The sequence below is a fragment of the Mesorhizobium sp. M0227 genome (assembly GCF_040321855.1).
Lineage (GTDB): Bacteria > Pseudomonadota > Alphaproteobacteria > Rhizobiales > Rhizobiaceae > Mesorhizobium.
Map to the genome: position 1 here is coordinate 217,414 of NZ_JAMYSJ010000006.1, position 24,818 is coordinate 242,231.

28 protein-coding genes are annotated in these 24,818 nt (G+C 62.8%); 19 read left to right on the plus strand and 9 right to left on the minus strand.

Going from position 1 to position 24,818, the window contains the following annotated elements; all coding sequences use genetic code 11:
* The first annotated feature begins 78 nt into the window (after positions 1–78).
* A complete protein-coding gene (sthA, locus tag NKJ00_RS11345) occupies positions 79–1,467 on the plus strand; it encodes a Si-specific NAD(P)(+) transhydrogenase (RefSeq protein WP_023810207.1) in 1,389 nt (462 codons plus the stop codon).
* Positions 1,468–1,493: 26 nt separating this feature from the next.
* Here sthA and NKJ00_RS11350 read toward each other — a convergent pair whose 3' ends face one another.
* Positions 1,494–2,156, minus strand: a complete 663-nt coding sequence (locus tag NKJ00_RS11350; RefSeq protein WP_128305700.1) for an alpha/beta hydrolase — start codon at positions 2,154–2,156, stop codon at positions 1,494–1,496.
* Positions 2,157–2,358: 202 nt separating this feature from the next.
* Between NKJ00_RS11350 and NKJ00_RS11355 the strand changes: the two genes are divergently transcribed.
* Complete coding sequence (locus NKJ00_RS11355; protein ID WP_128305701.1) at positions 2,359–3,570, plus strand: OpgC family protein; 1,212 nt, start codon at positions 2,359–2,361, stop codon at positions 3,568–3,570.
* Between the two features lie 2 nt (positions 3,571–3,572).
* Here NKJ00_RS11355 and NKJ00_RS11360 read toward each other — a convergent pair whose 3' ends face one another.
* Positions 3,573–4,652, minus strand: a complete 1,080-nt coding sequence (locus NKJ00_RS11360; RefSeq protein ID WP_128305702.1) for a LacI family DNA-binding transcriptional regulator — start codon at positions 4,650–4,652, stop codon at positions 3,573–3,575.
* A gap of 155 nt (positions 4,653–4,807) precedes the next feature.
* On the opposite strand from NKJ00_RS11360, the gene NKJ00_RS11365 reads away from it, so the two are divergent.
* Together NKJ00_RS11365 and NKJ00_RS11370 are read left to right on the plus strand one after the other, a co-directional pair.
* Positions 4,808–4,951 carry a hypothetical protein gene (locus tag NKJ00_RS11365; protein ID WP_126068772.1) on the plus strand — a complete coding sequence of 48 codons (144 nt, stop codon included), beginning with the start codon at positions 4,808–4,810 and terminating at the stop codon, positions 4,949–4,951.
* A 60-nt stretch (positions 4,952–5,011) separates the two neighbouring features.
* On the plus strand, positions 5,012–5,161 hold the full coding sequence (locus NKJ00_RS11370) for a hypothetical protein (protein ID WP_127288860.1): 150 nt from the start codon (positions 5,012–5,014) through the stop codon (positions 5,159–5,161).
* Positions 5,162–5,204: 43 nt separating this feature from the next.
* On the opposite strand, the gene NKJ00_RS11375 is transcribed toward NKJ00_RS11370, so the two are convergent.
* Complete coding sequence (locus NKJ00_RS11375; protein ID WP_127288858.1) at positions 5,205–5,579, minus strand: DUF423 domain-containing protein; 375 nt, start codon at positions 5,577–5,579, stop codon at positions 5,205–5,207.
* Between the two features lie 41 nt (positions 5,580–5,620).
* Positions 5,621–6,883 carry a multidrug efflux MFS transporter gene (locus NKJ00_RS11380; RefSeq protein ID WP_352629778.1) on the minus strand — a complete coding sequence of 421 codons (1,263 nt, stop codon included), beginning with the start codon at positions 6,881–6,883 and terminating at the stop codon, positions 5,621–5,623.
* 182 nt (positions 6,884–7,065) lie between these two features.
* Between NKJ00_RS11380 and NKJ00_RS11385 the strand changes: the two genes are divergently transcribed.
* Both NKJ00_RS11385 and NKJ00_RS11390 read left to right on the plus strand, forming a co-directional pair.
* Complete coding sequence (locus tag NKJ00_RS11385; protein ID WP_128305704.1) at positions 7,066–7,731, plus strand: GntR family transcriptional regulator; 666 nt, start codon at positions 7,066–7,068, stop codon at positions 7,729–7,731.
* Positions 7,732–7,844: 113 nt separating this feature from the next.
* Positions 7,845–8,078 carry a DUF982 domain-containing protein gene (locus NKJ00_RS11390; protein ID WP_244506945.1) on the plus strand — a complete coding sequence of 78 codons (234 nt, stop codon included), beginning with the start codon at positions 7,845–7,847 and terminating at the stop codon, positions 8,076–8,078.
* A 66-nt stretch (positions 8,079–8,144) separates the two neighbouring features.
* Here the strand turns inward: NKJ00_RS11390 and NKJ00_RS11395 are convergent, their stop codons facing one another.
* Positions 8,145–8,297, minus strand: a complete 153-nt coding sequence (locus NKJ00_RS11395; RefSeq protein ID WP_013532262.1) for a hypothetical protein — start codon at positions 8,295–8,297, stop codon at positions 8,145–8,147.
* 175 nt (positions 8,298–8,472) lie between these two features.
* Complete coding sequence (locus NKJ00_RS11400) at positions 8,473–9,516, minus strand: aldo/keto reductase (protein WP_352629781.1); 1,044 nt, start codon at positions 9,514–9,516, stop codon at positions 8,473–8,475.
* 270 nt (positions 9,517–9,786) lie between these two features.
* On the opposite strand from NKJ00_RS11400, the gene ppk2 reads away from it, so the two are divergent.
* Positions 9,787–10,707 (plus strand): polyphosphate kinase 2, encoded by a 921-nt coding sequence (gene ppk2, locus NKJ00_RS11405; protein ID WP_128305706.1) that lies wholly within the window; start codon positions 9,787–9,789, stop codon positions 10,705–10,707.
* Positions 10,708–10,757: 50 nt separating this feature from the next.
* Here ppk2 and NKJ00_RS11410 read toward each other — a convergent pair whose 3' ends face one another.
* The 3 genes from NKJ00_RS11410 to NKJ00_RS11420 form a co-directional block, all read right to left on the minus strand.
* Entirely contained in the window at positions 10,758–11,405 is a 648-nt protein-coding gene (locus NKJ00_RS11410) for a dihydrofolate reductase family protein (RefSeq protein WP_023810218.1), read from the minus strand.
* A 217-nt stretch (positions 11,406–11,622) separates the two neighbouring features.
* On the minus strand, positions 11,623–12,654 hold the full coding sequence (gene hemB / locus NKJ00_RS11415) for a porphobilinogen synthase (protein WP_023810219.1): 1,032 nt from the start codon (positions 12,652–12,654) through the stop codon (positions 11,623–11,625).
* Between the two features lie 88 nt (positions 12,655–12,742).
* Positions 12,743–13,519 (minus strand): DUF8605 domain-containing protein, encoded by a 777-nt coding sequence (locus NKJ00_RS11420; protein WP_352629783.1) that lies wholly within the window; start codon positions 13,517–13,519, stop codon positions 12,743–12,745.
* Between the two features lie 247 nt (positions 13,520–13,766).
* Here NKJ00_RS11420 and NKJ00_RS11425 point away from each other — a divergent pair, with 247 nt between their 5' ends.
* The 12 genes from NKJ00_RS11425 (at position 13,767) to NKJ00_RS11480 (ending at position 24,768) form a co-directional block, all read left to right on the plus strand.
* Positions 13,767–14,810, plus strand: a complete 1,044-nt coding sequence (locus NKJ00_RS11425) for an enoyl-CoA hydratase/isomerase family protein (protein WP_352611697.1) — start codon at positions 13,767–13,769, stop codon at positions 14,808–14,810.
* Positions 14,807–15,229 (plus strand): DUF6163 family protein, encoded by a 423-nt coding sequence (locus NKJ00_RS11430; RefSeq protein WP_023810222.1) that lies wholly within the window; start codon positions 14,807–14,809, stop codon positions 15,227–15,229. Before NKJ00_RS11425 ends, NKJ00_RS11430 begins: the two co-directional genes overlap by 4 nt.
* A 238-nt stretch (positions 15,230–15,467) precedes the next feature.
* On the plus strand, positions 15,468–15,983 hold the full coding sequence (ldtR, locus tag NKJ00_RS11435) for a transcriptional regulator LdtR (protein ID WP_008875359.1): 516 nt from the start codon (positions 15,468–15,470) through the stop codon (positions 15,981–15,983).
* Between the two features lie 176 nt (positions 15,984–16,159).
* The gene (locus NKJ00_RS11440; protein WP_352611698.1) at positions 16,160–16,558 is read left to right on the plus strand and encodes a hypothetical protein; all 399 of its coding nucleotides are present in this window, start codon (positions 16,160–16,162) and stop codon (positions 16,556–16,558) included.
* A gap of 362 nt (positions 16,559–16,920) precedes the next feature.
* Complete coding sequence (locus tag NKJ00_RS11445) at positions 16,921–18,174, plus strand: L,D-transpeptidase family protein (RefSeq protein WP_352611699.1); 1,254 nt, start codon at positions 16,921–16,923, stop codon at positions 18,172–18,174.
* Between the two features lie 139 nt (positions 18,175–18,313).
* Positions 18,314–19,960 carry a Na+/H+ antiporter gene (locus NKJ00_RS11450; protein WP_352611700.1) on the plus strand — a complete coding sequence of 549 codons (1,647 nt, stop codon included), beginning with the start codon at positions 18,314–18,316 and terminating at the stop codon, positions 19,958–19,960.
* A 179-nt stretch (positions 19,961–20,139) separates the two neighbouring features.
* Entirely contained in the window at positions 20,140–21,453 is a 1,314-nt protein-coding gene (gene glyA / locus NKJ00_RS11455) for a serine hydroxymethyltransferase (protein ID WP_352611701.1), read from the plus strand.
* 76 nt (positions 21,454–21,529) lie between these two features.
* On the plus strand, positions 21,530–22,180 hold the full coding sequence (locus tag NKJ00_RS11460; RefSeq protein ID WP_352629785.1) for a hypothetical protein: 651 nt from the start codon (positions 21,530–21,532) through the stop codon (positions 22,178–22,180).
* Between the two features lie 170 nt (positions 22,181–22,350).
* Positions 22,351–22,830 (plus strand): transcriptional regulator NrdR, encoded by a 480-nt coding sequence (gene nrdR, locus NKJ00_RS11465; RefSeq protein WP_023810227.1) that lies wholly within the window; start codon positions 22,351–22,353, stop codon positions 22,828–22,830.
* A gap of 2 nt (positions 22,831–22,832) precedes the next feature.
* The gene (ribD, locus tag NKJ00_RS11470) at positions 22,833–23,948 is read left to right on the plus strand and encodes a bifunctional diaminohydroxyphosphoribosylaminopyrimidine deaminase/5-amino-6-(5-phosphoribosylamino)uracil reductase RibD (RefSeq protein WP_352611702.1); all 1,116 of its coding nucleotides are present in this window, start codon (positions 22,833–22,835) and stop codon (positions 23,946–23,948) included.
* A complete protein-coding gene (locus NKJ00_RS11475) occupies positions 23,948–24,565 on the plus strand; it encodes a riboflavin synthase (protein WP_352611703.1) in 618 nt (205 codons plus the stop codon). The genes ribD and NKJ00_RS11475 overlap by 1 nt, the downstream gene beginning before the upstream one ends.
* Positions 24,565–24,768: a type II toxin -antitoxin system TacA 1-like antitoxin gene (locus NKJ00_RS11480; RefSeq protein ID WP_023810230.1), complete on the plus strand. Its 204-nt coding sequence runs from the start codon at positions 24,565–24,567 to the stop codon at positions 24,766–24,768. Before NKJ00_RS11475 ends, NKJ00_RS11480 begins: the two co-directional genes overlap by 1 nt.
* Positions 24,769–24,818 lie beyond the last annotated feature (50 nt).

Below are 24,818 nucleotides of genomic sequence, written 5' to 3' on the forward strand. Positions count from 1 at the left end.
ACCGGTTGAATTTGCGGCGCGGATAGCATTAGCTTGCTGCGGCGCAACAAAAGCGCACATGGCAGGGGACGGGGCAATATGGACTACGACATGCTGGTCATCGGCAGCGGCCCTTCCGGTCGCCGGGCCGCGGTGCAGTCGGCCAAGCTCGGCAAGTCGGTGCTGGTGGTCGATCGCGGCCGGCGTCTGGGCGGTGTCTCGGTGCATACCGGCACCATCCCGTCGAAAACGCTGCGCGAAACGGTGCTCAACCTTTCGGGTTGGCGTGAGCGCGGCTTCTACGGGCGCGGCTACCGGGTCAAGCAGGATATCTCGGTCGGCGATCTGGTCGAGCGCCTGCACAAGACGCTCGACCATGAGGTCGAGGTGCTGCAGCACCAGTTCATGCGCAACACGGTCAAGAGCGCCCGGGCTGCGGTCAAATTCCTTGGCCCCAACAAGGTCAGCCTGACCACCGACACCGGCGATTACAGCGAGGTCGGTTTTGCCAATGCGCTGATCGCGGTCGGCACCAGGCCGCACCGGCCGCGCGACGTGCCTTTCGACAAGACCCGCGTCTTCGACAGTGACGAGATGCTGGAGCTTGATCGCTTGCCGCGCACGCTGACCGTGATCGGCGCCGGCGTCATCGGGGTCGAATATGCCACGATCTTTTCCGCGCTTGACGTGCCGGTAACCTTGGTCGAGCCGCGCAACTCCATCCTCGATTTCGTCGACCGCGAGATCGTCGACGATTTCATCCACCAGATGCGCGATCGTGGCATGACCATCCGGCTGGGCAGCGCGGTGAAGGAAATCCGCTCCAAGCCTGATGCCGCCGAGGTGGAACTGGCCGATGGCCGCACTATCCGTTCCGAGGTCGTGCTCTACGCCGCCGGTCGCACCGGCAATGTCGGCAGCCTGGGCCTCGATGTGGTCGGTATCGACGCTGATTCCAGGGGCCGTATCAAGGTCGATCCGCATACGTTCCAGACCAGAGTGCCGAACATCTACGCCGCCGGCGACGTCATCGGCTTTCCGAGCCTGGCCTCGACGTCGATGGAGCAGGGCAGGGTGGCCGCCTGCCATGCCTTCGGCGTGCCTTTGCCGCCGCCACCGGAAACATTCCCCTATGGCATCTATGCGGTGCCGGAAATCTCGACGGTTGGCCAGTCCGAGGAACAGGTGCGTGAAAGCGGTGCGGCCTATGAGGTCGGCGTAGCGCGCTTTCGCGAAACCTCGCGCGGCCACATCATGGGCGTCAACACCGGTTTCCTGAAGCTGCTCTTTTCGATCGAAACGCGCCGTCTGCTCGGCGCGCACATCATCGGCGAGGGCGCCACCGAGCTCATCCACATCGGCCAGGCGGTGATCAATCTCGGCGGCACCGTCGACTTCTTCGTCAACAACACCTTCAACTATCCGACGCTCGCCGAAGCCTACAAGATCGCCGGACTGGATGCCTGGAACAGGATGGGACGAGGGTAGGCAGACTGGTCATGCTGGTGAGTCCGTCAGCCTGCCTGCGCCGCCGATCCCGGCAGCCATTGCCTGACGATTGCCGCGTCAGCGCTGCCGAATTCATGACCTGATGGGACAATCCGGGCGTCGATCTCGGCGCCATGCTGGCTGAGCAATGTCACCAGAGCAGGGGCGAAGGGCGAATAGGTGAGATCCGCGGCGCCGGCGATCATCAGGACGCGCACCTTTGACAAATCCGTCGCCGGCACATCATCGAGCACCGGCATCGGCCGCAGCAGTGCGGCGCGCTCTATAAGAGCCGGATGCAGCAGCATCAGGCTCGAAATCAGATTGGCGCCGTTCGAATAGCCGAGGAACGTCGCGCGTGAGAGATCGAGATGGTGGCGTCTGGCCGCGTCGGCGACGAAGCCCGCAAAGGCATCGGTTTCGGTGCGGATGCTGTGCTGTTCGAAGCGCGTCGGCGTGATGCGCCCGAACCAGCGGAAACCATCCTCCTGGACAATGCGGCCACGCACCGCGATCAGCTTGGCCCGCGGTGCGATCTCTCGTGCCAGCGGCACCAATGTCGTCTCGTCGACACCCGATCCATGCAGCAGGAAGAGACATTCGCCGGTTGAATCCGCCGGACTGTAAAGCCGGTAGCTGAAGGCGAGATCGCGCCGCAGCGCACCATCTTGTGAGGTCTCTTCGATCATCGCGCATCCTCTTGATTATATGAGGTTTCGCTCAATTTGCCGGCTTCAAAACGCAATATTTTCAAGCTCCGCGAAAGTTGATTGAACCGGGCGCATTACAGTCCGTTTCTCCGCCGATAACATTCCTTCGGGAGGAATCGAAGCGGTGCGCCGGGGGTCGCATTGCGCGGTATGAACAACCAGCTTTGAGGCCTTTTTGTCGATGACCACCCAGATTTCCCCGGACCGCGATGCGCGTGTCCCGGATCGCACTGAGCGCGACACGCGCATAGACGTGCTCCGTGCTCTCGCTTTGCTGACCATCTATGTCGACCATGTGCCAGGTACCGCCTTCGAGTATCTGACCTACAAGAATTTCGGCTTTTCCGATGCGGCGGAAGTCTTCGTACTGATCTCCGGCATCTCGGTCGCACTTGCCTATGGCAGGAAATTCCAACCTGGTAACCGGCTGCTGGCAACGTTGAAGATGTGGCGCCGCGCCGGTGTCCTCTATGCCGCCCACATCGTCACCACCATGGTGGTGATGGCCATCTTCTGCGCGGCGGCAGTGTTCGTCAGGCGGCCGGAGCTTCTGACGATGATCAACATCGAGCCGTTGATCAAGAATACGCCGCAGGTGCTGATCGGCATCGTGACGCTCGGCCACCAACTCGGCTACAACAACATACTGCCCGTCTATGCGGTGCTGCTCTTGCTGACGCCGGTGTTCCTGCTCATTGTCAGCTATCGGCCGGTCTCGGCACTGGTCGCCTCCGGCGCCCTGTGGCTGGTCGCGGGGGTTTATCAAATTGCTCCGCCCAACTATCCCGAGCCCGGCTTCTGGTTTCTCAACCCGCTGTCGTGGCAGTTCCTTTTCAACATCGGCCTGGCAGGCACGCTGCATGTGCGTCGCGGCGGCATCATCCCGGTCAATCGCTGGCTGGTTGGCGCTGCCTTGGCCTACACCGCAACCGCGCTGGTCTGGGTGCACAGCCCGCTTTGGGGGCATATCTCCTGGTTGGGCCTGCCTCCGGTGCTGACCGGCTTCGACAAGACATTTCTGTCGCTGCCGAGGCTGCTGCATATATTGGCGGTGAGCTACCTGATCGTGGCATTCCCCGCCATCTCGAACCTGTTTCGCACCGGGCGCGATCATCCGCTTGCCATATTGGGCAAACGATCGTTGCCGGTTTTCATTGCCGGCACGGTGCTCGCGATGGCGGCGCAGGTGCTGAAGCTGATCAATCCGGGCGGATTTGCCTATGACAGCCTGTTGATATCGGCCGGCATCGTCATGCAGTTCGCGCTTGCCTACTATCTCGAATGGCTTTCGGGACTTGGCTGGTCCGCCAAAAGCAGGCCGGCTCACGCCGCACCGCCCGTCCATGCTGCATCCTTCGCGATGCCGACCATGGCGACAAGAATGGGCCGTTGAGCTTAGGCGGGCGAGGGGCCGGATGAAGCTCGCACCACGAGTTGGACCGGCAGCGATTGCCGGCTGAACGAGCCATCATTTTCAAGGATCGCCTTGACGGCAAGACGGCCCATCTCGGCGATCGGCTGGACGATCGTGGTCAGCGGCGGACTGGAAACCGCTCCTTCCGGAACACCGTCGAAGCCGACGATCGAAACGTCGCCGGGTACCGTGACGCCACGCTGCCGCAGCCAGTCCAATGCATGCAAGGCCATCCTGTCTGACATAGCCAGGATGGCGGTCGGGGTCTCGGCGCCGGCGAAAATATGATCGAGGCCGGCCCGCACGCTTTCCTCGTCATTGACGGTTTCGTAGATCGGCACACGCTCGACGTCGATGTCGACGCGGGAGAGTTCCGCGAAATAGCCACGCAGGCGGTCGCGCGTCCCGGAATAGAGGGCCTTCTCCATCTGCTCCCTTGTGGTGGGGCCGAAGCCGGAGTCCGCGACGGGCAGGGCAAGCACGGCAAAGCGGCGATGTCCGAGTTCGGTCAGGTGGCGGGCCGCCAGGCCAGCCCCGGCGATGTTGTCGACGCCGATCGCTGCAACGGCGTCGTCGTCGTCCGAATCGAGATCGAGCGCGACAAAGGGGAGTTTGCGTTCACGCGCCAGTTCGACCAGCCTTGAACCGCCATCGACGCAAAAGACGATGAAACCGTCGACCAGCGCACTCTGTATGTTCCAGGCAAGCTGTTCGTTGTTGGCTGCGGAGACCAGCGAAATCCCCGCACCGGTCGCGTCGCAAGCCTGCGAGATGCTGGCCATCATCACCCGGGCAAAGGGGTCGTCGAAGAAATAGGAGAGGGGTTCCGCGGTCGCGACACCGATGGCATTGACCTTGCCGGCGCGCAGCAGCCGGCCCTTGGGATCGGGGCCGCCATATCCCATGGCCTCGGCTGCCGCCTTGACCCGCTCGCGGACCTCCTCACGCACGATCTCCGGACGGGCGAACACGTTGGACGCGGTGCCGTGCGACACGCCGGCCGCCTTGGCAATGTCCGCCAGCCGGACCGGTCTTGTCTTTGCAGAGATAAGTGGCGCCATCTTCGTCTCCTGAATCCCTCCCATCTAACACTTTCGTTGGATCGGTTCAAATTTTGACTTGATCGCAGCCTCGCCAAGGCGTATATTTGAATCGATCCAAGTGAGCGATGGTTCTCTGAATTGGATCGATTCAACATATTCAGGGGAGTTGTGCCATGCATCCCGTCAATTTTCTGTTCGAAGACATTTACCGCAACGACTGGAGCATCTCGTCGAACACCACGACGCAGAAGCGCCGCGGCAAAGCCAGCCCATGGGTTCGCGAGTTGCGGTTCCTTGTGGAGCGCAAGCGGAGCTGAGCGGGGTCGGTTTTCGCGCCTGTCGATTGGATCGATTCAAGAATCTAAAGGAAGCACATCATGCACCCCGTCAGCTATCTGTTCGAAGACATCTACCGCAACTATTGGGGCATCGCGCCGGCTTCCAAAAGGCCGCAAGAGCGCTGGTTGGCCAAGCTGCGGCGACGCAATCGCGAATTGCTCATCAAGCCCGAGCGTCGGCAAGACTAGCAGCCACGCTTTGACGTTTGGTGCCGGCGGGCGCGCCGAGGCGTCAGGAGCGCACGCGCACCAGCGCCGAGGCGGCGATCGTCAGCCAGCCGGCGATGAGTAAGGTGCCGCCGGTCGGCGCCGACAGCGGGAACAGCCGCGACCCGATGAAATCGCGGGCCAGCAGATCGCCGCAGAATAGCAGGAGCCCGACCAGCAGGATCAGGCTGCCGATGCGCAGGGTCCGGTTCGCGCCAAGCAATCCGGCGACAAGGAAGACCGGCGCATGCATCAGCAGGAACGATGCGGCGGTGCCGACGAAGGCGCCGCCCAGATGCGCCGCCGCGGCCGACAGCGCCACGCCGGCCGCGCCACAGAGGCCTCCGGCCAGGACGAGGATACGGGTGCTGGTGCCGGAAAATTGCTCGGCCGTGCTCATGTCCGTGGCTCCGTGGTATCAGAGGGATATGCCTGACCCGGTCAGGGCTTGCCGGGGTTGGCAAGCATGTCCTGCTCGCGGCGTGACTGTGCCAGCCAGTTATACACCGCGCCTCCGGCCATCAAGACGGATGTGCCCAGAAACACCGAGCGCATGCCGAAATGACCGCCGGCAAAGCCGCCGAGCAAGGGGCCGGCGACCTGTCCTGCATATTGGGCGGAGATCGACAGCCCGAGCACATTGCCGCCGACGCCGTCAGGCACATTGTGACGGATAACGCTGGTGATGCACGGCAAGAGGCCGCCCAGCGCCAGGCCCATCAGGAAGCGCAGGCCGATGAGTTGCCAGCTTTGCGTGACGAAGGCCTGCGGGATCAGCAGCAGCGCCGAGACGGCAAGCGCGCCGATGATGACGTTCCAGTGGCCGATGCGGTCGGCGAGCTTGCCGAGACGCGAGGCCGACAGGATGGCGCCAAGGGCCGCCGCCGACATGACGACGCCTGATATCAGCGTCACACGGCTTTGGTCCGCAATCAACTGCTGCACATAGACGGTGATGATCGGCTCGATCGACATGGTGGCGAAGCTCAACAGCATGCCGGTCGCCAGCATGGCGACGACAGGCCGCTTGTCGGGGATTTGTGACCAGCCGCCTTTCCGCTTCTGCGTCGCTGCGGCGTCCGCTGTTTTCGGCCGGGGATTCTCCTTGATCAGAAACGTGGTTGCCAGGAACGCCAGGAAGATGACGCCGCCGGAGAGGAGAAAGGTGGCGCGGATGCCGATCAGCGGCGGCAGGGCGCCGCCAACCAGCGGACCGACCAGAGCCCCACCCGTGATACCGGCCGACAGCAGGCCCAACGCCCAGCCGGAACGCTCCTTCGGCGTCTGCATGGCGACGAGGATGGTCGATCCCGAGGAATAGCCGCCGGCAAAACCGATCAGCAGCCGCAGCAGCACCAGTTGCCAGACCGTCTGCACCATGCCGGTCAGCGACATGCATATGGCCATGCCGAAGCTGGCGCGAACCAGCATCACCTTGCGGCCGTAGCGGTCGCCGAGACGTCCCCAGAGCGGCGCCACCAGCGCCGCCGCGAAGAATGTCGCGCCATAGGCGATCCCCGACCACTGCACGATCGCCGCGTGGCCCTCGGCGCCGAGCTGCTCGATATAGAGCGGCAGGAACGGCAAAAGCAGCGTCATGGCGACAAGCGTCGAGAACGAGCCGGCAAAGCACACGAACAGATTGCGCCGCCAGTGAATGTTGTAGGTGCTGTCGGTTGCCGGGGGCGTGCTCTGCTGCTGCATGTCATATGTCCTGTCCCAGCAACTCTTTATCGATGGTTGCTGCGGATACCAAATTGGGATACCAAGATGGTGCCCCTGATGGACGCAAGCTTGACCGCTGTCAATGCGACCGTCTCAAACGTGATCGGAAAAGGCGGCCGGCAAGACGATCGCCAGCAACGATCAAAAAATGGAAAACGACAATGTCGCAGATGCAGAGCGTCGAGAAACAGCTTCGGCAAATGATCCTGGGCCTCGAGATCGGTCCCGGCGAGAAGCTGACCGAGCGCTGGATCGAGAGCCGCTTCGGCGCGTCGCGAACCCCGGTCAGGGCAGCACTGCTGCGGCTTGAGACCGAGGGCCTGGTCGGCAGGGACGGACGTGGCTGGACGGTGTCGCCGATCAATCTGGCTGAACTCGAGCAGATCGCCGTCTACAGGGAGGCGGTCGAGGTTGCGGCGCTTCGCCTGACATGCAGCCTGGCGGACCGGAGCGCCGTCGATGTCATCGAGGCGATGCTCGAGTCCTGCGACAATGACACGCCGCGCGAGGAATGGCATCGCGTCGGCATGGATTTTCACATCGAACTGGCGCGTCTGTCGGGCAATGAATTCCTGTTTAGGGCGGTGCGCGATGCCATGACGCGCCTGTCGCGGGCGCGCTGGCTGGAGGTTCGCGACGAAGCGGCCCTTGCCCGCGCCTGGGCTGAACATCGCGCCATTCTGGCGGCCACGCGCCTTGGCGATGCCGATGAAGCCGCGCGCCTGCTCTCGGTCCATATCGTCGGCAGCCGCGACCGACTGGTGACGTCGCTCGCCAACGATCGGCGCGGTCTTCGCGCCAGAGGCTTTGCCGTCGTTGCTGCTTAAAGGTGGATGAAGGGGCGCAAAGCGGCGTCTGGACGTATGCGCACTTTCGCCTCGCTTCGCAGACGCCGATGGCGTAAGGAGCGGCCATGGAAAACAACCGATTTGAAACACCTGTGACTGTGAAGTCAGTCGCAGCGGGAAGCACTCAGCTCTTGCGCACGGCGCGTGAGGCTTCCGACTACCTCCTCAACAGCTGGCCCGGCAAGCGCAGCCCCAAGCATCGGGCGGCCCTGCAGGCCTGCCATGACGCACTGGCCGGCGACAAGCCGGCGATGAACGCCAGGCGCGCCTTCATCGCGGCAGCGCGTGAAGTGGACGTCTTCGTCAGCGACAAGGCGCCGGCCTGACACAAGGCGACATCCGGGGCGGCAATCCGAATTGAGGCGCGGCCCGCATCTGCGGGCCGTTTGCCGTCACTTTGCCGTTTCGGTTTCGGCTTCAGTCTCGTCTTCGGGCTTCGAACGTTCCCTCGCTGCAACCTTGGCTGCCAGCTTCTCGGCCTTCTTGGCCGCCTTCTGGCGGTCGCGTTCCTTGCGTTCCTGATCGTAATTTGGTGGTCGCGCCATATCGGCTCCTTTTCACTGCCTCGCGGCTCTGGTCCTGCCTAGGAGCATTAGCCGTCAAACACAACAGCTGAAGCGATAGTGCGTCGATGATGGCCAGGCTTGCAAGATGCGCGTTGCAATGAAGGGCCAGGCTCGTCATTGCGGCGGCCGATACCTATCGCCGTCGATTTGTCGATCAGATGCCGCTTCGGTCAATCACCAGATCGGCGGCACCAAAACGGTCCTTTGCCGTCAATTGCTGGTGCCAGTAGGGATAGAGCAAGGGCGGCCGGCTCACCACGTCGAGGCGCTCGCGCTCCTCGCCGGAAAGCACCAGGCTTGCCGCAGCGATGTTGTCCTGGAACTGCGTTTCGGTCCTGCCGCCGATCACCAGCGAACTGACAGCCGGCCGGCCAAGCAGCCAGGCCAGCGCCACCTGCGCTGCCGACACCCCGCGTTGCGCGCCGATCTCCACAAGCACATCGACGATCCGCCACAGCCGGTCCTCGTCGCGGATCGGCGGTTCGGACCAGCCGGCGAGCTGCCGGGCGGTGGGGCTGTCACGGCGGTATTTACCGGACAGCAATCCGCCGGCAAGCGGGCTCCAGACCAGAACGCCCAACCCCTGGTCGACGGAAATCGGCAGCAGTTCGTACTCCGCCTCGCGCGCTTCCAGCGTGTAATGGATCTGCTGCGTAACGAAGCGCGGCTGATGATGGCTGTCGCTGATGCCGAGCGCCTTCATCACTTGCCAGCCGGAATAGTTGGAGCAGCCGACATAGCGGATCTTGCCCTGGGCAACCAGCGTGTCGAGCGCGGCGATGGTTTCCTCCAGCGGTGTCACACCATCCCAGTCGTGCAGGAAGTAGATGTCGATGACGTCTGTCTTGAGCCGCTTCAGGCTCTTCTCGCATTCGCGGATCAGGTGATGGCGCGACAGGCCTTCATCGTTGGGACCGTTACCGATCCGCATCCGCGCCTTGGAGGCGATCAGCACGTCACCCTTGCGCTTGCCGCCGAGCGCTTCGCCGATGATTTCTTCCGACATGCCGTTCGAATAGACATTGGCGGTGTCGATGACATTGATGCCGGCGTCGATGCAGAGATCGATCATCCGGCGCGCCTCGTCGAGGTCGGTCTTGCCGACAGCCGAAAATGCGCCGGCGCCGCCGAAAGTCATGGTGCCCATGGTCAGCGTCGATACTTTCAGGCCGGAACGGCCGAGAGTGCGGTATTCCATGTCGGTCCTCGCGATTGCATTGAGAAGGGGTTGGGAAGGGCGCCCGAATGTGGCTGCTATTTGTAGGACAATTTGCGCGGTATGTCTCCATGCCAGGGCGGCGGATCGATCATGCCTCGCGGGTTTTTGCAGTGGTGGCGATCAGGTCAGGCTGCAATAAAACCGTCATTGCGGGCCTATATTGAAGTCGGCTCAGGCGTTGCCGTTCCGGGCTGTAAGCCGGGAGTTTGGGGCGCCGATCGACAGAGCTTGCAAGTGGAGCAGCCGATAATGACCGAGCTAAAACAGAATTCTGCGGCCAGGGATTGGCTTGAAGCCGAACTCGCCGACACGCTCGACGAAGACTATGAGCTCGAAATGTCGGAGCCGGCGCTGTCGATGGAGATCGCCAAGATCTACAAGAATTCGCATCCGCCTTCGATCGATCGCATGCAATATTTTCGCGACCTGATCAGCCTGCAGTCCGAATTGATCAAGCTGCAGTCCTGGGTCGCCTATCACAAGAAGAAGCTGGTGGTGATCTTCGAGGGACGCGACTCGGCCGGCAAGGGCGGTGTCATCAAGCGCATCACCCAGCGGCTCAATCCGCGCATCTGCCGTGTTGTGGCACTGCCGGCGCCGACCGAGCGCGAAAAGTCGCAATGGTATTTCCAGCGCTATGTCCCGCATCTGCCGGCCGGCGGCGAGATCGTGCTGTTCGACCGCTCATGGTACAACCGCTCGGGCGTCGAGCGGGTGATGGGTTTTGCCCAGCCCGATCAGGTCGAAGAATTCTTTCACGACGTGCCGGAGTTCGAGCGCATGCTGGTCCGCTCGGGCATTACCGTGGTCAAATACTGGTTCTCGATCACCGACGAGGAACAGCAGATGCGCTTCCTGATGCGCATCCATGATCCGATGAAGCAGTGGAAACTGTCGCCGATGGACCTGCAGTCGCGCGTGCGCTGGGAGCAATACACCAAGGCCAAGGAAGAGACCTTCGCCCGCACCAACATCTCGGAAGCGCCCTGGTTCATCGTCGAGGGCAACGACAAGAAGCGCGCGCGGCTGAACTGCATCGACCATCTGCTCAGGCAATTGCCTTACGAGGAGGTGCCGCACGAGGAGATCACGCTGCCGGAGCGCGTCTTCAACCCCGAATACGAACGCCAGGTGCTGCCGCGCGAGCTTTACGTGCCGGAGAAGTATTGAGATAGACGAAGCTGCGATCTCCCCCTCGAGGGGGGAGATTGGCTCTCCACCTACGCCCGCTTGATGATGACGTGCGTGGCGAGCGGCGTCGCCACCTGCTCGTTGCAGACATAACCGAGCTTGAGCATGTCCAGGCCGGTAAAAAGGTTCTCGCCCGTGCCCAGCAGCACCGGCGCGATCGCCAGATGCATCTCGTCGATCAGTTTTTCCTGCAGATATTGCCGGATGGTGGCGACGCCGCCGCCGACCCGCACGTCCTTGCCGCCAGCGGCAGCCTTAGCCTGTTCAAGAGCTGAATGGATACCGTCAGTGACGAAGTGGAAAGTGGTGCCGCCCTCCATCGTGATCGGTTCCCGCTTGTGATGGGTGAGCACGAAAACCGGCACATGATAGGGCGGGTTGTCGCCCCACCAGCCCTTCCAGCTGTCGTCAGGCCACTCGCCGCGGATCGGTCCGAACATGTTTCGGCCGAGGATCCAGGCGCCGACATTTTCGAAGCTGCGCGCCGCGAACGCCTCGTTGACGTCGGTGGTGCCGCCATCTTGTCCGAGCACCATCTCTCGGAAGGTGCGGGTGTCGACAAACCACTTGTGCAAGGATTCCCCACCGACGCCGAGAGGATTTTGCAGATCCTGATCGGGACCGGCGCCATAGCCGTCGAGCGACAGGGTGAAAGCGTTGACGCGAAGTTTGGACATGCGAGCCTCCTCGATAACCAGTTGTATTTTGCAAGCAGTTGTTTTGTATCAAACTGATTGTGAATTGCAAGCGGTATTTCAAGCGCGAACGAAGCCCAGGCTAGGGGTCAAGCGACCCCCGCTATGGATTCCCCGGCCAGGAGCCGGAAATTGGTAGGGATGTAGAAGCGGATTCGCCGACATTGGTTGCCGCGACCGGTCATCGTCGGAAGAGAAATTACCCCTTGAGCAGCTCCGCCACCTCGGGCGCGAAATAGGTCAAAATGCCGTCGCAGCCGGCGCGCTTGAAGGCGAGCAGCGATTCCAGCATTGCCTTCTCGCCGTCGATCCAGCCATTGGCGCCTGCCGCCTTGATCATCGAATACTCGCCCGACACCTGGTAGGCGAAGGTCGGCATCTGGAACTCGTCTTTCAGCCGCCGGATGATGTCGAGATAGGGCAGGCCGGGCTTGACCATCAGCATGTCGGCGCCCTCGGCAATGTCCTGTTCGGCCTCTCTCACCGCTTCGTCGGAATTGGCATGGTCGATGTAATAGGTCTTCTTGTCGCCCTTGAGCAGGCCGGCGGTGCCCACCGCCTCGCGATAGGGGCCGTAGAAGGCCGAAGCGAATTTGGTCGCATAGGACATGATCGCCACATCCTGGAAACCATTGGCGTCAAGCGCGTCCCGGATGGCGCCGATGCGGCCGTCCATCATGTCGGACGGCGCGATGATGTCGGCACCGGCGGCCGCCTGGATGACAGCAGCGGCGGTCACCTGTTCCACTGTCTCGTCGTTGACGATGATGCCGTCGCGCAGGATGCCGTCATGGCCGTGGCTGGTGAACGGGTCGAGCGCTGCGTCGGTGATGATGCCGATCTCCGGCACCGCATCCTTGATCGCACGGGTGGCGCGGTTGATGACATTGTTGGGATCGAGGATGTGCGAGCCGGTCTGGTCGCGCAGCGAGATGTCGACATTGGGGAAGGTGGCGAGTGCCGGAATGCCGAGTTTTGCCGCGCGCTCGGCCTCCTTGACGGCGAGATCGATCGACAGGCGGAAGACGCCGGGCATGGCGGCGATCGGCTCGCGGACACCCTTGCCCTCGACGACGAAGATCGGCCAGATCAGGTCGTCGACCGTGAGCCGGTTCTCCTGCACGAGACGGCGCGACCAGTCGGCCTTGCGCATGCGGCGCAGACGGCGGCTGCCGGTGATCTCGTCGACGCCGCGCGCGCCGGCGGGCTTTGCGGGGGTGAATTTGTTCATCGCCAATACTCTCGTTCGGGCAGGCTTTTACCACGAGCTCCCGCCGCTGACCAATGCGGCACGATTGTGCCAGCGACGCGGTCGAGGTCTATTCGGGTTGCCCATTGCCTGACAGAACCTGTGCTGCGCCCCTGATGGCGACACGGAAAGCTTCGTCGAAGCCGACACCGCGCACCTGCCAGATGTAGGTCTTGCCGGCCATGGCCAGCCGCCAGTCGGCGATCCAGCCCAGTTCCTTGTCGCTCCAGACAAGGTTGCCGGAAAGCGCCTGGTCGGCACCGGCCTTTTTCGCGATGCTGTCGAGCTTGGTCATCTCGGCGTTGCGAAGTGTCTGATCGTCCAGCCCGGCCTGCGACAGCAGTGCTGCCGTTGGAAAACTCACCTGCATGGCCAGTGGCGCGGCGGCATTGCTGAAGGATTCGCGCATCAGCATGCCGCGCTCGTCATTGGCATCGAGCGCGGCATGCCTTGGGCCGCGTTCGGTCACCAAAAACACCGCCAGCCGTGGCCGCTCGGTCAGCCACGGCCTGCTGTCGAGCGAAGCCAGCACCGGGTCGATGTCAGCCGGCTTGTACTGGCAATAAAGATTATGAGGCCGATCGTACGTGCCCTGATCGTCATGGTTGGGAATGCCTTCCATGCGGTCGCGGTAGCGAAAGCCAGCGACGAAGCTGCCGGCCTTATCACGCAATACCGTCATTTCAGGTTTCGCCGGCAGGCGCTGATCACCGGAAATCCGCACCAGAACCGCGTCGAGACAGCGCTTGAAGCCGGACTGGCGGTTCTTCTCGTACTTGCCGTTGACGATGGTCTGCGAACTGTAGAGGTCTTCCAAAGTCCCCGCCATGACAGGGTGAACAGCCAAGCAGATGCTCAGCCCAATTGCCACCGGCGCAAAGCGTGAAAATCGAGTCATAACCAATCGTCCCGTTCGAAGACCCGCCAGAGCTGCGCTGCAATGAACTCTATCCAGTTTTTCGGTATTGCAGCTCGATTTTTAGTACCGGCTCCTGGTCCGGGCCAGAGCTTGCACCGGTGTGCTCGCCATTGACGCACCCATGCGCCACGCTTTAGCACTTCAGTCCCGGCGGCCGGGGGAGGGATTCTTCACGATGGATTTTGGCGGAGGCGACGAGATCCGCTTCGAACATCTGGGCCGGGCCGGCGTCGTCACCTTGACGCGGCCGCAGGCGCTCAATGCCTTGACGCACCGCATGATCGGGGCGCTCGACGCTGCCCTTTCCGCCTGGGAGGCCGACCAGGGCGTCGATGTCGTCGTCGTTAGGGCCGAGGGCAGGGCCTTTTCGGCCGGCGGCGATATCCTGCATGTCTATGAGACAGGCCGGGCGGGAAAACCGCCGGTCGAGTTCTTCGCCGACGAATATCGCCTCAACGCCCGCATCAACAGTTATAGGAAACCTTATGTGGCCCTGATCGACGGCATCGTCATGGGCGGTGGTGTCGGAATCTCCTTCCATGGCTCGCACCGGGTGATGACCGAGAATGCCCAATTTGCCATGCCGGAGGTCGGCATCGGCTTTTTTCCGGATGTTGGCGCCAGCCACCTGCTGCCTGATCTCGGCGGCTCCTTCGGCATGTATCTGGCGCTGACCGGCAATCGCATCCGCTATGGCGATGCGCTGTGGTCGGGGCTGGCCACCCATACCATCAAGGCCGAGGACCAGGCTGGCTTCCTCGACCGCCTGGCGCTGACCGGCGATCCGGAATCGGTGCTGCGCGGCTTCTTCGTGCAGGCAAGGCGAGAAACCGACAGGCCGACGCTGGAGGCGATTGTCCGCCATTTTTCGCAACCGTCCCTGAACCGCGTCATCGACAGCCTCGAGCGTGCGGCCGCCGCCGACGAGTTCGCGGCACAGACACTGGCGACGATCCGCACCCGCTCGCCGACCAGCCTGCGCGTCGCCTGGCGCCAGATCAGCGCCGGGCTGACCCTGTCCATGGAAGCCTGCATGAAAATGGAGTTCCGCATCCTCAACCGGATGCTCGCCGGCCATGATTTCTACGAAGGCATCCGCGCCGCCATCATCGACAAGGGCTCGAAGCCGCAATGGCGGCCGGCAAGCCTCGCTGCGGTTAGCGAAGCGGATGTCGACGCCTATTTCGCTCCGCTCGGCGAACGGGAACTCTTGATATGAGCGAGGTGACCTCGAGGCGCGTCGTGCTGCAGCCCTCCGGGGTGGAGGTGATCTTCGCCTGGTTCCAGCGCGTCATATCGGGCTACTGCCTGCTGTTCGGCATTCTCTACTGGATCAGGCTGATCGGCTTTTATCCGGGCACACTGTGGCGTTTCGACCTGATGCCCGTGCACTGGCAGGTCGCGGCGGTGGTGCTCGCCGTGTTCTTCCCCTTTGCCGCTGCCGGCCTGTGGATGCTGGCGTCCTGGGGCCCGGTGATCTGGTTCATTTGCGCGGTGACCGAGACGGTCATGTATGCCGGCTTTCCCGAGCTATTCGGCCATCGCTTGCTGATTGTCGTCTCGCATGCGGCGGTGGCGGTGCTCTACATTGTCTTCCGCGTCGTCATCTACCTGCAGAAGCGCCCGGTCCGCCACTAAGCCCTTGAGCACATTGGCGGCCCGGCTGTCGCCTCGAATGAGCCCCGCAATCGTTGCCGAAATCTTTAGGTTAATTATCCTTGCTCGGGTGACCGTTCGTTAAGCCTCTTGCGAAACCTCTTACCGGTAAGCTCTTGTTAGCCCTAGCGTTTAAGTCGAATTTTATGAGTATTCGATAGTGTCGCGATCAAGGTGAAAAACAAAAAATCACCAGGGCGACAAACGAGAGGCAAAGACAATGATCAATTCGCGTCCGGCGGCGAAGACCGCCAACGTATCCGACGATCGCCGCGAGGCTATCCGTTCCCTGTACATGGAATCGCTGCAGCTTGTTGAGCGGCTGCACCGCCGCCTGCTTGATGTGATCAAGGACGAATTCGACCGCAACGGCCGTTCCGACATCAATGCCATCCAGGCGCTGCTGCTGTTCAATATCGGCAATTCCGAGCTGACCGCCGGCGAGCTGCGCTCGCGTGGCTACTATCTCGGCTCGAACGTCTCCTACAATCTGAAGAAGCTGGTCGATCTCGGCTTCATCAACCATCAGCGCTCGCGCATCGACCGCCGTTCGGTCCGTGTCTCGCTGACGCCGAAGGGCAACGAGGTGGCGGAGGTCGTTGCCGGCCTCTACGAGCGTCATGTCGGCTCGATCGAACAGGTCGGCGGCATCAACACCGACGAGTTCAAGCAGATGAACCGCGCTTTGCAGCGGCTCGACCGCTTCTGGAACGACACCATCGCCTACCGGATGTAAGGCGCCGCATCGGATCCGGCCCGCGCCACAGAAGCGCGGCCGAAATATCGACCTTCAGTCAGGGCCGGTGCCGAGAGGCATCGGCCTTTTCTTTTCCTGATCCCAAAGCCCAAATATCCGGCCAGGTTTGCTTTCGCTGCAGCAGTGCCTAATGTCACGGCCTGGAGGGGCACGTTATGGGTGAGGGAAAACGCACGAAGATTTGCTCGGTTGCCGCAGTGCTTTTGTTGGTCTCGCAAACGGCTTTTGCCGAGGAATGGTGGAAAGATTCTTTCGCTGGGGAAGGCAGCGAGCCCTGTGACAACAATGACTCGATAGTGACGTTTACCGACAAAGCAATGGAGATGTGGGAGGTCCGCTGCACGTTGGACAAGGTTCAGAAGATCAACCGCCTGGATGTCGTCATCCTGGATATGACGTGTACGGACGGCGAGAGCACAGACAAGAGGCGGGAGCTGCTGCTCAAACTCGAGGACAACAAAGTCCTGCGCTACCCCCAGCATGAGGTGTTGCAACGATGTTCGGAATTGAAGGCGAAGCCAGGTCCGGGCCCAAAGGTTGAAACCTCACACTGAGGGATCGTGAGGATAGGCAGCGCGTCTCGTGGAGCGGCCGAACCGCCGTCTGCTTGACGCGATCAAGGATGCCGATCGATACCGAAAAAGCACGGGCCTTTCATTTCGCTGCGGCGCCCGATGCAAATCGCGGGCCAAGGCCACGTTGCCGCCATATTCCAATGGAACCGAGAGTGGCAGTGATGCTGGTGTGAAGACCATGCGTTCACCCGCAATCCGTATCGCGCCTGGGCGCTGTCACACCAAGGTGATACGGAGCATGGTTGGCTAATTGTTAAGATTGCCAATTTTACAGTGCGGGCGAGATCGCCCGGTGATCAACGCAGCAAGTGATCGAACTGCTACAAATGTCTGGAACGTCCATGAGAACCAGCCGTCGTTTTTTCCTCTCCGGAGCCTCCGCGCTCGCAGCCGCGGTGGTCGCCGGCGGCGCCAATGCGCAGGATGTGATCGGTGATATCCTGAAATCCTCGGCGCGCGGCAATTGGGACGACCAGTTCGACGCCCGCGCCAGCGAGGGCGGCAAGGTGGCCTCGACGCTGCCGATCTTCAGCCCGCAGACCGTCGTCTTCACGGAACAGGCGGTCGGGCAATACCAGAACATTGTCGGGCAGGGTGGCTGGGTCGAAGTTCCCGCAACCAAGAAGCTGCAGCTTGGCGTCGACGACCCGGATGTGGTGCCGTTGCGCAAGCGGCTGATGGTTTCCGGCGACCTGTCGCAGAGCGCCGGCATTTCGACGGCCTTCGATTCCTATGTCGACTCGGCGGTCAAGCGCTTCCAGCTGCGCCACGGCCTGCCTGCCGATGGTGCGCTCGGCAAATACACCTATGCGGCGATGAACGTTTCGGCGCAGATCCGGCTCGGCCAGCTGCAGACCAATCTGCAGCGGCTGCGCGAGAAGGCCGGCACGCTGGGCAGCCGTTACGTGCTGGTCGACATTCCGGCAGCGCAGGTCGAAGCGGTCGAGAACGACCGTGTCGTGCTTCGCCACACCGCGATCGTCGGCAAGATCGACCGGCAGACGCCGATCGTCAATTCCAAGATCAACGAGATCATCGTCAATCCATACTGGAATGCGCCCGTCTCGATCGTGCGCAAGGACATCATTCCGCTGATGCGGAAAAATCCCGATTATCTCAAGAACAGCCACATCCGCCTGTTCGCGCCCGATGGCAGCGAAGTCGATCCGATGAATGTGGACTGGTCGACCGACGACGCCGCCAAGTACCGTTTCCGCCAGGATCCCGGCTCGGAAAACGCCATGGCCTCGGTGAAGATCAATTTCCCGAGCCCTGACGGCGTCTACATGCACGACACGCCGCAGCAGAGCCTGTTCGGCAAGATGTTGCGTTTCGATTCCTCGGGCTGCGTGCGCGTGCAGAATGTGCGCGACCTCGTCACCTGGATCCTGCGTGACACGCCCGGCTGGGACCGCCAGCATTTCGAGGCGGCGATCAAGACCGGTGAAAACACGCCGATCCAGGTCACCAATCCGGTGCCGGTCCACTTTCTCTATCTCTCGGCCTGGTCGACCGGTCCGGGTGTCGTGCAGTTCCGCGACGACGTCTACGCGCTTGACGGCAACAACGAACTGCAGATCACGTCTGCGCTGTAAGCGTTTGATTCTTATCTAAAAAGGCCGCCTCTCAGGGCGGCCTTTTTATTGATTGGGTGCCGCGGCGTTTTCACGGGACGGGCGGCTGGACGGATCGGCCGGCTTTGCGCATGGTCGGCGGAAAGCCTGGAACCGGACCATGGAAGTCGCCGTCTTCATTCTGGTCGTGCTCGTCTTCGTGGCGCTTTCCGGCGCTCTGGTTCGCCTGGTGCGGGTGCCGTTGCCGGTGCTGCAGATTGCGATCGGTGCCGCGCTCGCCTGGCCGGTGCGCGGCATCCATGTCGAGATCAATCCGGAACTGTTTCTGCTGGTGTTCATTCCGCCGCTGCTGTTCGGCGATGCCTATGGCGCACCGAAGCGTGAACTGATGGCGCTGCGCGGACCGATCCTGGATCTGGCCATAGGGCTGGTCTTCTTCACCATCGTCGGCTTCGGCTACGCCTTGCACTGGCTGGTGCCGAGCATCCCGCTGGTGGTCGCTTTTGCGCTTGCCGCGGTGCTGTCGCCGACCGACGCGGTGGCCGTGTCCTCGATCGTCGACAAGAATGTCGTTCCGGCGCGGCTGATGCACATCCTCGAAGGCGAGTCGCTGCTCAACGATGCTTCGGGCCTCGTCATGTTCCGCTTTGCCGTGGCAGCGGCGCTGACCGGCAGCTTTTCCTTTGTCGCGGCTTCGCTCAGTTTCCTCTATGCCGTGGCTGTCGGCATCCTGATCGGCGTGGCGGCGTTGTTCGTCGCCGCCAAGCTGCTGCAACTGCTCAACCGCATCGGCGGCGTGCCGGCCGAGGCGCAGGTGCTGGTGATGGTCCTGCTGCCCTTCATCGCCTATCTCGGCGCCGAGCATGTCGGAGCTTCCGGCATCCTGGCGGCTGTCACCGCCGGCCTGCTCACCGGCGGCTCCGGCGTGTTTCGCTTCCTCGGTGTCTCGGCGCGCATGCAGACGATGTCGCTGTGGACGACGCTTTCCTTCGTTTTCAACGGCGCTCTCTTCATCGTGCTCGGCCTGCAGCTTCCCGACATCATCCGCCATGTGCCGCCGGAACTCATGAGCCTGCACCCGATCATCCAGCCGATCGCGACCGTCATCGCGCTGACGCTGTGCCTGATCGCGTTGCGCTTCCTGTGGATCTGGGTGGGCGATATCGCGGCCGGCATCGCCGCGCGTCTGGGCAAGCGCAAGGTGGAGCCGTTCGGGTTGGGCGTGCGGCTTGCCGGTTCGGTGGCCGGCGTGCGCGGCGCCATTACGCTGGCCGGCATCCTGTCACTGCCGCTCGCCATGCCGGACGGCTCGCCGTTTCCGGCGCGCGACCTGGTCATTTTTCTGGCCGCCGGCGTCATCATCTGCTCGCTGGTCATCGCCAGCCTCGCTCTGCCGACGATCGCCAGGGGACTGGTCGAGCCCGGTGAGGATGCCGGCGCCGCCGAGGAGCGCCTGGCGCGCGTCGGCGCCGCCAAGGCGGCAATCGCGCGCATCGAGAGCATTGCCGGAGCCGCTGATGATGAGGGAGGCGATGTGCCCGGCGCCAGGCTTGCCGCTGCCGACAGCATCGTCGCTGGCTACCGGCGCCGCATCGCCGCCTCGGACGAAGCCGATGAGGCCCGCGCTGAGGCGCGCGAAGCCGGAAGGCTGGAACTCGAGCTGAGATTTGCGGGCATCGAAGCCGAGCGCGAGGCCGTACGCGCCATGTTTCGCCGGGGCGAGATCAACGACCACACGTCGCAGGCGCTGTTTACCGAGATCACGCTCACCGAGGCCTTGCTGAGAGGCCGCAAGGCGAGGAAATAGCGACCTGAAGGCTTCGCTGGCGCAATCCGGCCAGCAAATTTCGCGCCGCAAACGTGGCGGGGCGAAAACAACTGTGTTAATGGCCCGGCAAATGCAGGTCGCCCAAAAGTGTGCAGCGGTTTTGGGACAACGACTTGCATAAATCGAAAATTGCCCCCGAACCCCGAGGATTTCAGGCCATGGCAACAGCAGCGGCAGTGTCGAACAAATTCGAATCCTTCTTCGAAACCACGCTGGCCGATGCCGATCCGGAGATTTTCGGCGCCATCCGCAACGAACTCGGTCGCCAGCGTCACGAGATCGAGCTGATCGCCTCGGAAAACATTGTTTCCCGCGCGGTGCTTGAGGCGCAGGGCTCGATCATGACCAACAAATATGCCGAGGGCTACCCGGGCAAGCGCTACTATGGCGGCTGCCAGTTCGTCGACGTGGCCGAGGAACTGGCCATCGAGCGCGCCAAGAAGCTGTTCGGCTGCAACTTCGCCAACGTCCAGCCGAATTCCGGCAGCCAGATGAACCAGGCGGTGTTCCTGGCGCTCTTGCAGCCGGGCGACACGTTCATGGGCCTCGACCTCAATTCCGGCGGCCATCTGACCCATGGTTCGCCGGTCAACATGAGCGGCAAATGGTTCAAGGTCGTCTCCTACGGCGTGCGCCAGGACGACCATCTGCTCGACATGGACGCCATCGAGAAGACCGCCCATGAGACCAGGCCGAAGCTGATCCTGGCCGGCGGCACCGCCTATTCGCGCGTCTGGGACTGGAAGCGGTTTCGCGAGATCGCCGATGCGGTCGGCGCCTATCTGATGGTCGACATGGCGCACATCGCCGGCCTGGTCGCCGGCGGCGTGCATCCGTCGCCGCTGCCGCATGCCCATGTCGTGACCACCACGACGCACAAATCGCTGCGCGGCCCGCGCGGCGGCATGATCCTGTGCAATGACGAGGACATCGCCAAGAAGATGAATTCGGCGGTGTTCCCAGGCCTGCAGGGCGGCCCGCTGATGCATGTCATCGCCGCCAAGGCTGTCGCTTTCGGCGAAGCGCTGAAGCCAGGCTTCAAGGTCTATGCCGAGAGCGTTGCCGCCAACGCCAAGGCGCTCGCCTCAAGCCTCAAGGAGACCGGTCTCGACATCGTCTCCGGCGGCACCGACAACCATCTGATGCTGGTCGATCTGCGCCCGAAGAACGCCACCGGCAAGCGCGCCGAGGCAGCGCTCGGCCGCGCCAACATCACCTGCAACAAGAACGGCATTCCGTTCGACCCGGAAAAGCCTTTCGTCACATCCGGCGTGCGTCTCGGCACCCCGGCCGGCACCACGCGCGGCTTCGGCCAGGCCGAATTCCGCGAGATCGGCAAGCTGATCGCCGAAGTGCTGGACGGTCTCAAGGTCGCCAATTCCGACGAGGGCAATGCCGCTGTCGAAGCTGCGGTCAAGGCCAAGGTCGTGGCGCTGACCGATCGTTTCCCGCTCTATCCCTATCTCGGCTGACGCGATAGGAAGTCTTACCGCCTGCTGCAACCACAAGCGTCGTTGCAGCAGGCCGGGGCGGCCGGCAGGAGCCTTGATGATGCGACCATTTCGTTTCGCCGACCTTGGCGCCGTTGGCGCTCTGGCCGCTTTGATCGCCGTGCCTTTCCCCGGCATCGCCTTGGCGCAAACCGCCCCTGCTCAAGCCGCGCCCGCGCAACCCGCACCTCAGCCCGAGCCGGCGGCGCCCGCCCAGCCGGCACCCAAGCTCGAAACTTTCGGCAGATGGTCGACCCTGGTCGACGAGGTCGACACCGGTGAGGATCTGCGCAAGACCTGCGCTGCCTCGACCGCCTTTATCGGCGCGGGCGGCGTGCCCGGTACCTTGACGCTCGTCATCACGAACGGCGATGCACTGCCGCCGGATGCCTACCCGTCCGTAACGATCGCCGTCGACAACAAGGATCTGCCGGCCGGCAAGTCCGTCGCCGCCACCTTCGGCGACGACAAGGGCCGTGTTGCCGCAAAACTCCATTCCGATGGCGCCGTCAACGGCCGGCTCAGCTGGACCGTGGACAACCAGGCCAAGACCAGCCTGGCGCTCCTGCGCGCCATGCGGCGGGCATCGGTGCTTGACGTCTCCTTCGGCGACGCGCCGGTTGGAAGCATATCCATGGACGGCTTCACCAAGGCCTATCGCAGTCTCGGCACATCATGCGGATTTCCGACCGCCGACGTCGATCCCTGAAGACATCGGTACGCTGTGCGGCCGCCTGGCGAGGCTGGCAATCCTGCTTGCGCCTCGCTATCTCTGTGCGACGAGGGGCTCTGAAGGGCGATTGTTGGCGACACTTTGCCATCGCTGCAAAAACCTCTAAGCCTTTCGCTTCACCAGATTCGCCAACCAAAGGCTTCTCCATGCGCTGTCCCTATTGCCAGTCGGAAGATACGCAGGTGAAGGATTCGCGCCCCGCCGAGGATGGCGCGGCGATCCGCAGGCGGCGCGTCTGCCCCGATTGCGGCGGTCGCTTCACCACCTTCGAGCGCGTGCAGTTGCGCGACCTCGTCGTGGTCAAGAAATCGGGCCGCAAAGTACCCTTCGACCGCGACAAGCTGCTGCGTTCGGTGGAGATCGCCGTGCGCAAACGCAATGTCGATCCCGAGCGCATCGACCGCGCGGTGACCGGCATCGTGCGCCAGCTCGAAAGTTCCGGCGAGACTGAGGTTGCTTCGGGAGAAGTCGGCCGGCTGGTCATGGAAGCGCTGAAATCGCTCGACGATGTCGCCTATGTGCGTTTCGCCTCGGTCTACCGCAATTTTCGCGAGGCCAAGGATTTCCACGAACTGCTGGGCGAGCTCAAGGGCGACGAAATCAAGGGTGAAGAGGAAGCCAGCTGAGCATGACTGCAAGCGAACAGGCCGCCCTTGATCGCCGCTTCATGGCGGCGGCACTCAGACTGTCGCGAAAAAATGCAGGGCGCACCGCGACCAACCCCTCCGTCGGCACGCTGATCGTACGCGATGACGGCAATGGCCCGATGATCGTCGGCACCGGCGTCACCGCTGTCGGCGGCCGCCCGCATGCCGAGACCGAGGCCTTGGCCGAGGCCGGCGACCTCGCGCGCGGCGCCACCGCTTACGTCACGCTGGAGCCTTGCGCCCATCACGGCCGCACGCCGCCTTGCGCCAATGCGCTGGTCAATGCCGGTGTCGCACGCGTCGTCGGTGCGGCCAGCGATCCCGATTCGCGCGTATCCGGCAAGGGCTACGCGATCCTGCGTGCCGCCGGTGTCGAGGTGGTCGAGAAAGTGTTGGCCGAGCAAGCCGCCGAGCAGATGGCCGGCTATTTGATCCGATCATTGAGAAAACGCCCAGAAGTGATTCTCAAGCTTGCGCTTTCCAGCGACGGCAAGATCGGCAGGGAAGGCGGTGGGCAGGTGTCGATCACCGGAGATATCGCGCGCCGCGAAGTGTATCTGATGCGGGCCGAGGCGGATGGCATACTGGTTGGTATCGGGACGGCCCTTGAGGATGATCCGGCCCTGACGGTGCGTTTGCCGGGGCTGGAGAACCGTTCGCCTGCCCGCATCGTGCTCGACCGCCAGATCCGGTTGCCGGAGGCCTCGAAGCTGGTTTCGGGCGTCGACCGGGTGCCGCTCTATGTCGCCGCCTGCCTGGAGGCCGATCCGCTGCGGCGGGCAGCACTCGAACGCGCAGGCGTGCGCTTCATCGGCACTGAAACACATGAGGGCGGCATCGCTCTGCCGGAACTGCTCGAGGATCTGGCCGCGCTCGGCATGGGCAGCGTGCTGGTCGAGGGCGGCGCCAAGGTGGCGAGCGCCTTCCTGGCCGATGGGCTGGTCGACCGCATTGTGCTGTTCCAGGGGCCGGAAGCGATCGGCGACGACGGCATTGCATCGCCGATCGACGCCGACCATATCCCGGCAGGATTTCGCAAACTGCGCGACATGCGTTTCGGCGAAGACAGCTACGCCGAGTGGATAAGGGATATCTGATGTTTACCGGGATTGTCACCGATGTCGGCACTGTCGCTTCCGTCAAGCCGCTCAGGGAAGGGGTGGGGTTGCGCATCGACACCGCCTATGACCCGCAGACCATCGCCATCGGCGCCTCGATCTCCTGCGGCGGTGTTTGCCTGACAGTCACTGCCTTGCCCGACAGCGGCTCGAACGCGCGCTGGTTCGAGGTCGAGGCTTGGGAAGAGGCGCTGAGGCTGACGACGGCCTCGGGCTGGAAATCCGGCACCAAGGTCAATCTGGAGCGGGCGCTGAAGATCGGCGACGAACTCGGCGGCCACATCGTTTCGGGCCATGTCGACGGCATGGCCGAAATCGTCGAGCGCAAGGATGAGGGCGAGGCCGTGCGCTTCACGCTGGAGGCGCCGCGCGACCTGGCGAAGTTCATCGCGCCCAAGGGCTCCGTCGCGCTCGACGGCACCTCGCTCACCGTCAACAAGGTCGAAGGCACGCGCTTCGACGTGCTTTTGATCCACCATTCGCTGACCGTGACCACCTGGGGCGAGCGCAAGGTCGGCGACCGCGTCAACCTCGAGATCGACACCATGGCCCGCTATGCGGCGCGGCTGGTGGAGGCGACGAAAGAGGGGCTTTGATGACCAAGGACAGGGTGAATTCCACGCAGGAAGACAAGTTGATGCGTGAGGTGCAGGCCGATGTGAACACCGAAGAGCACTCGCAACTCGATCTGTCCGTCAACGACAGCAGAGTCTTCGTTGAAGCCTTGATCAATCCTCGATCGGTGAACGATCGTCTGCGCGATACCGTGCGTGGCTACCGTCACAATACAGGCGTATGAGCACTGGAAACCAATAAGTTCTGCGGACCTTCGGCAACGTGGACAATCTT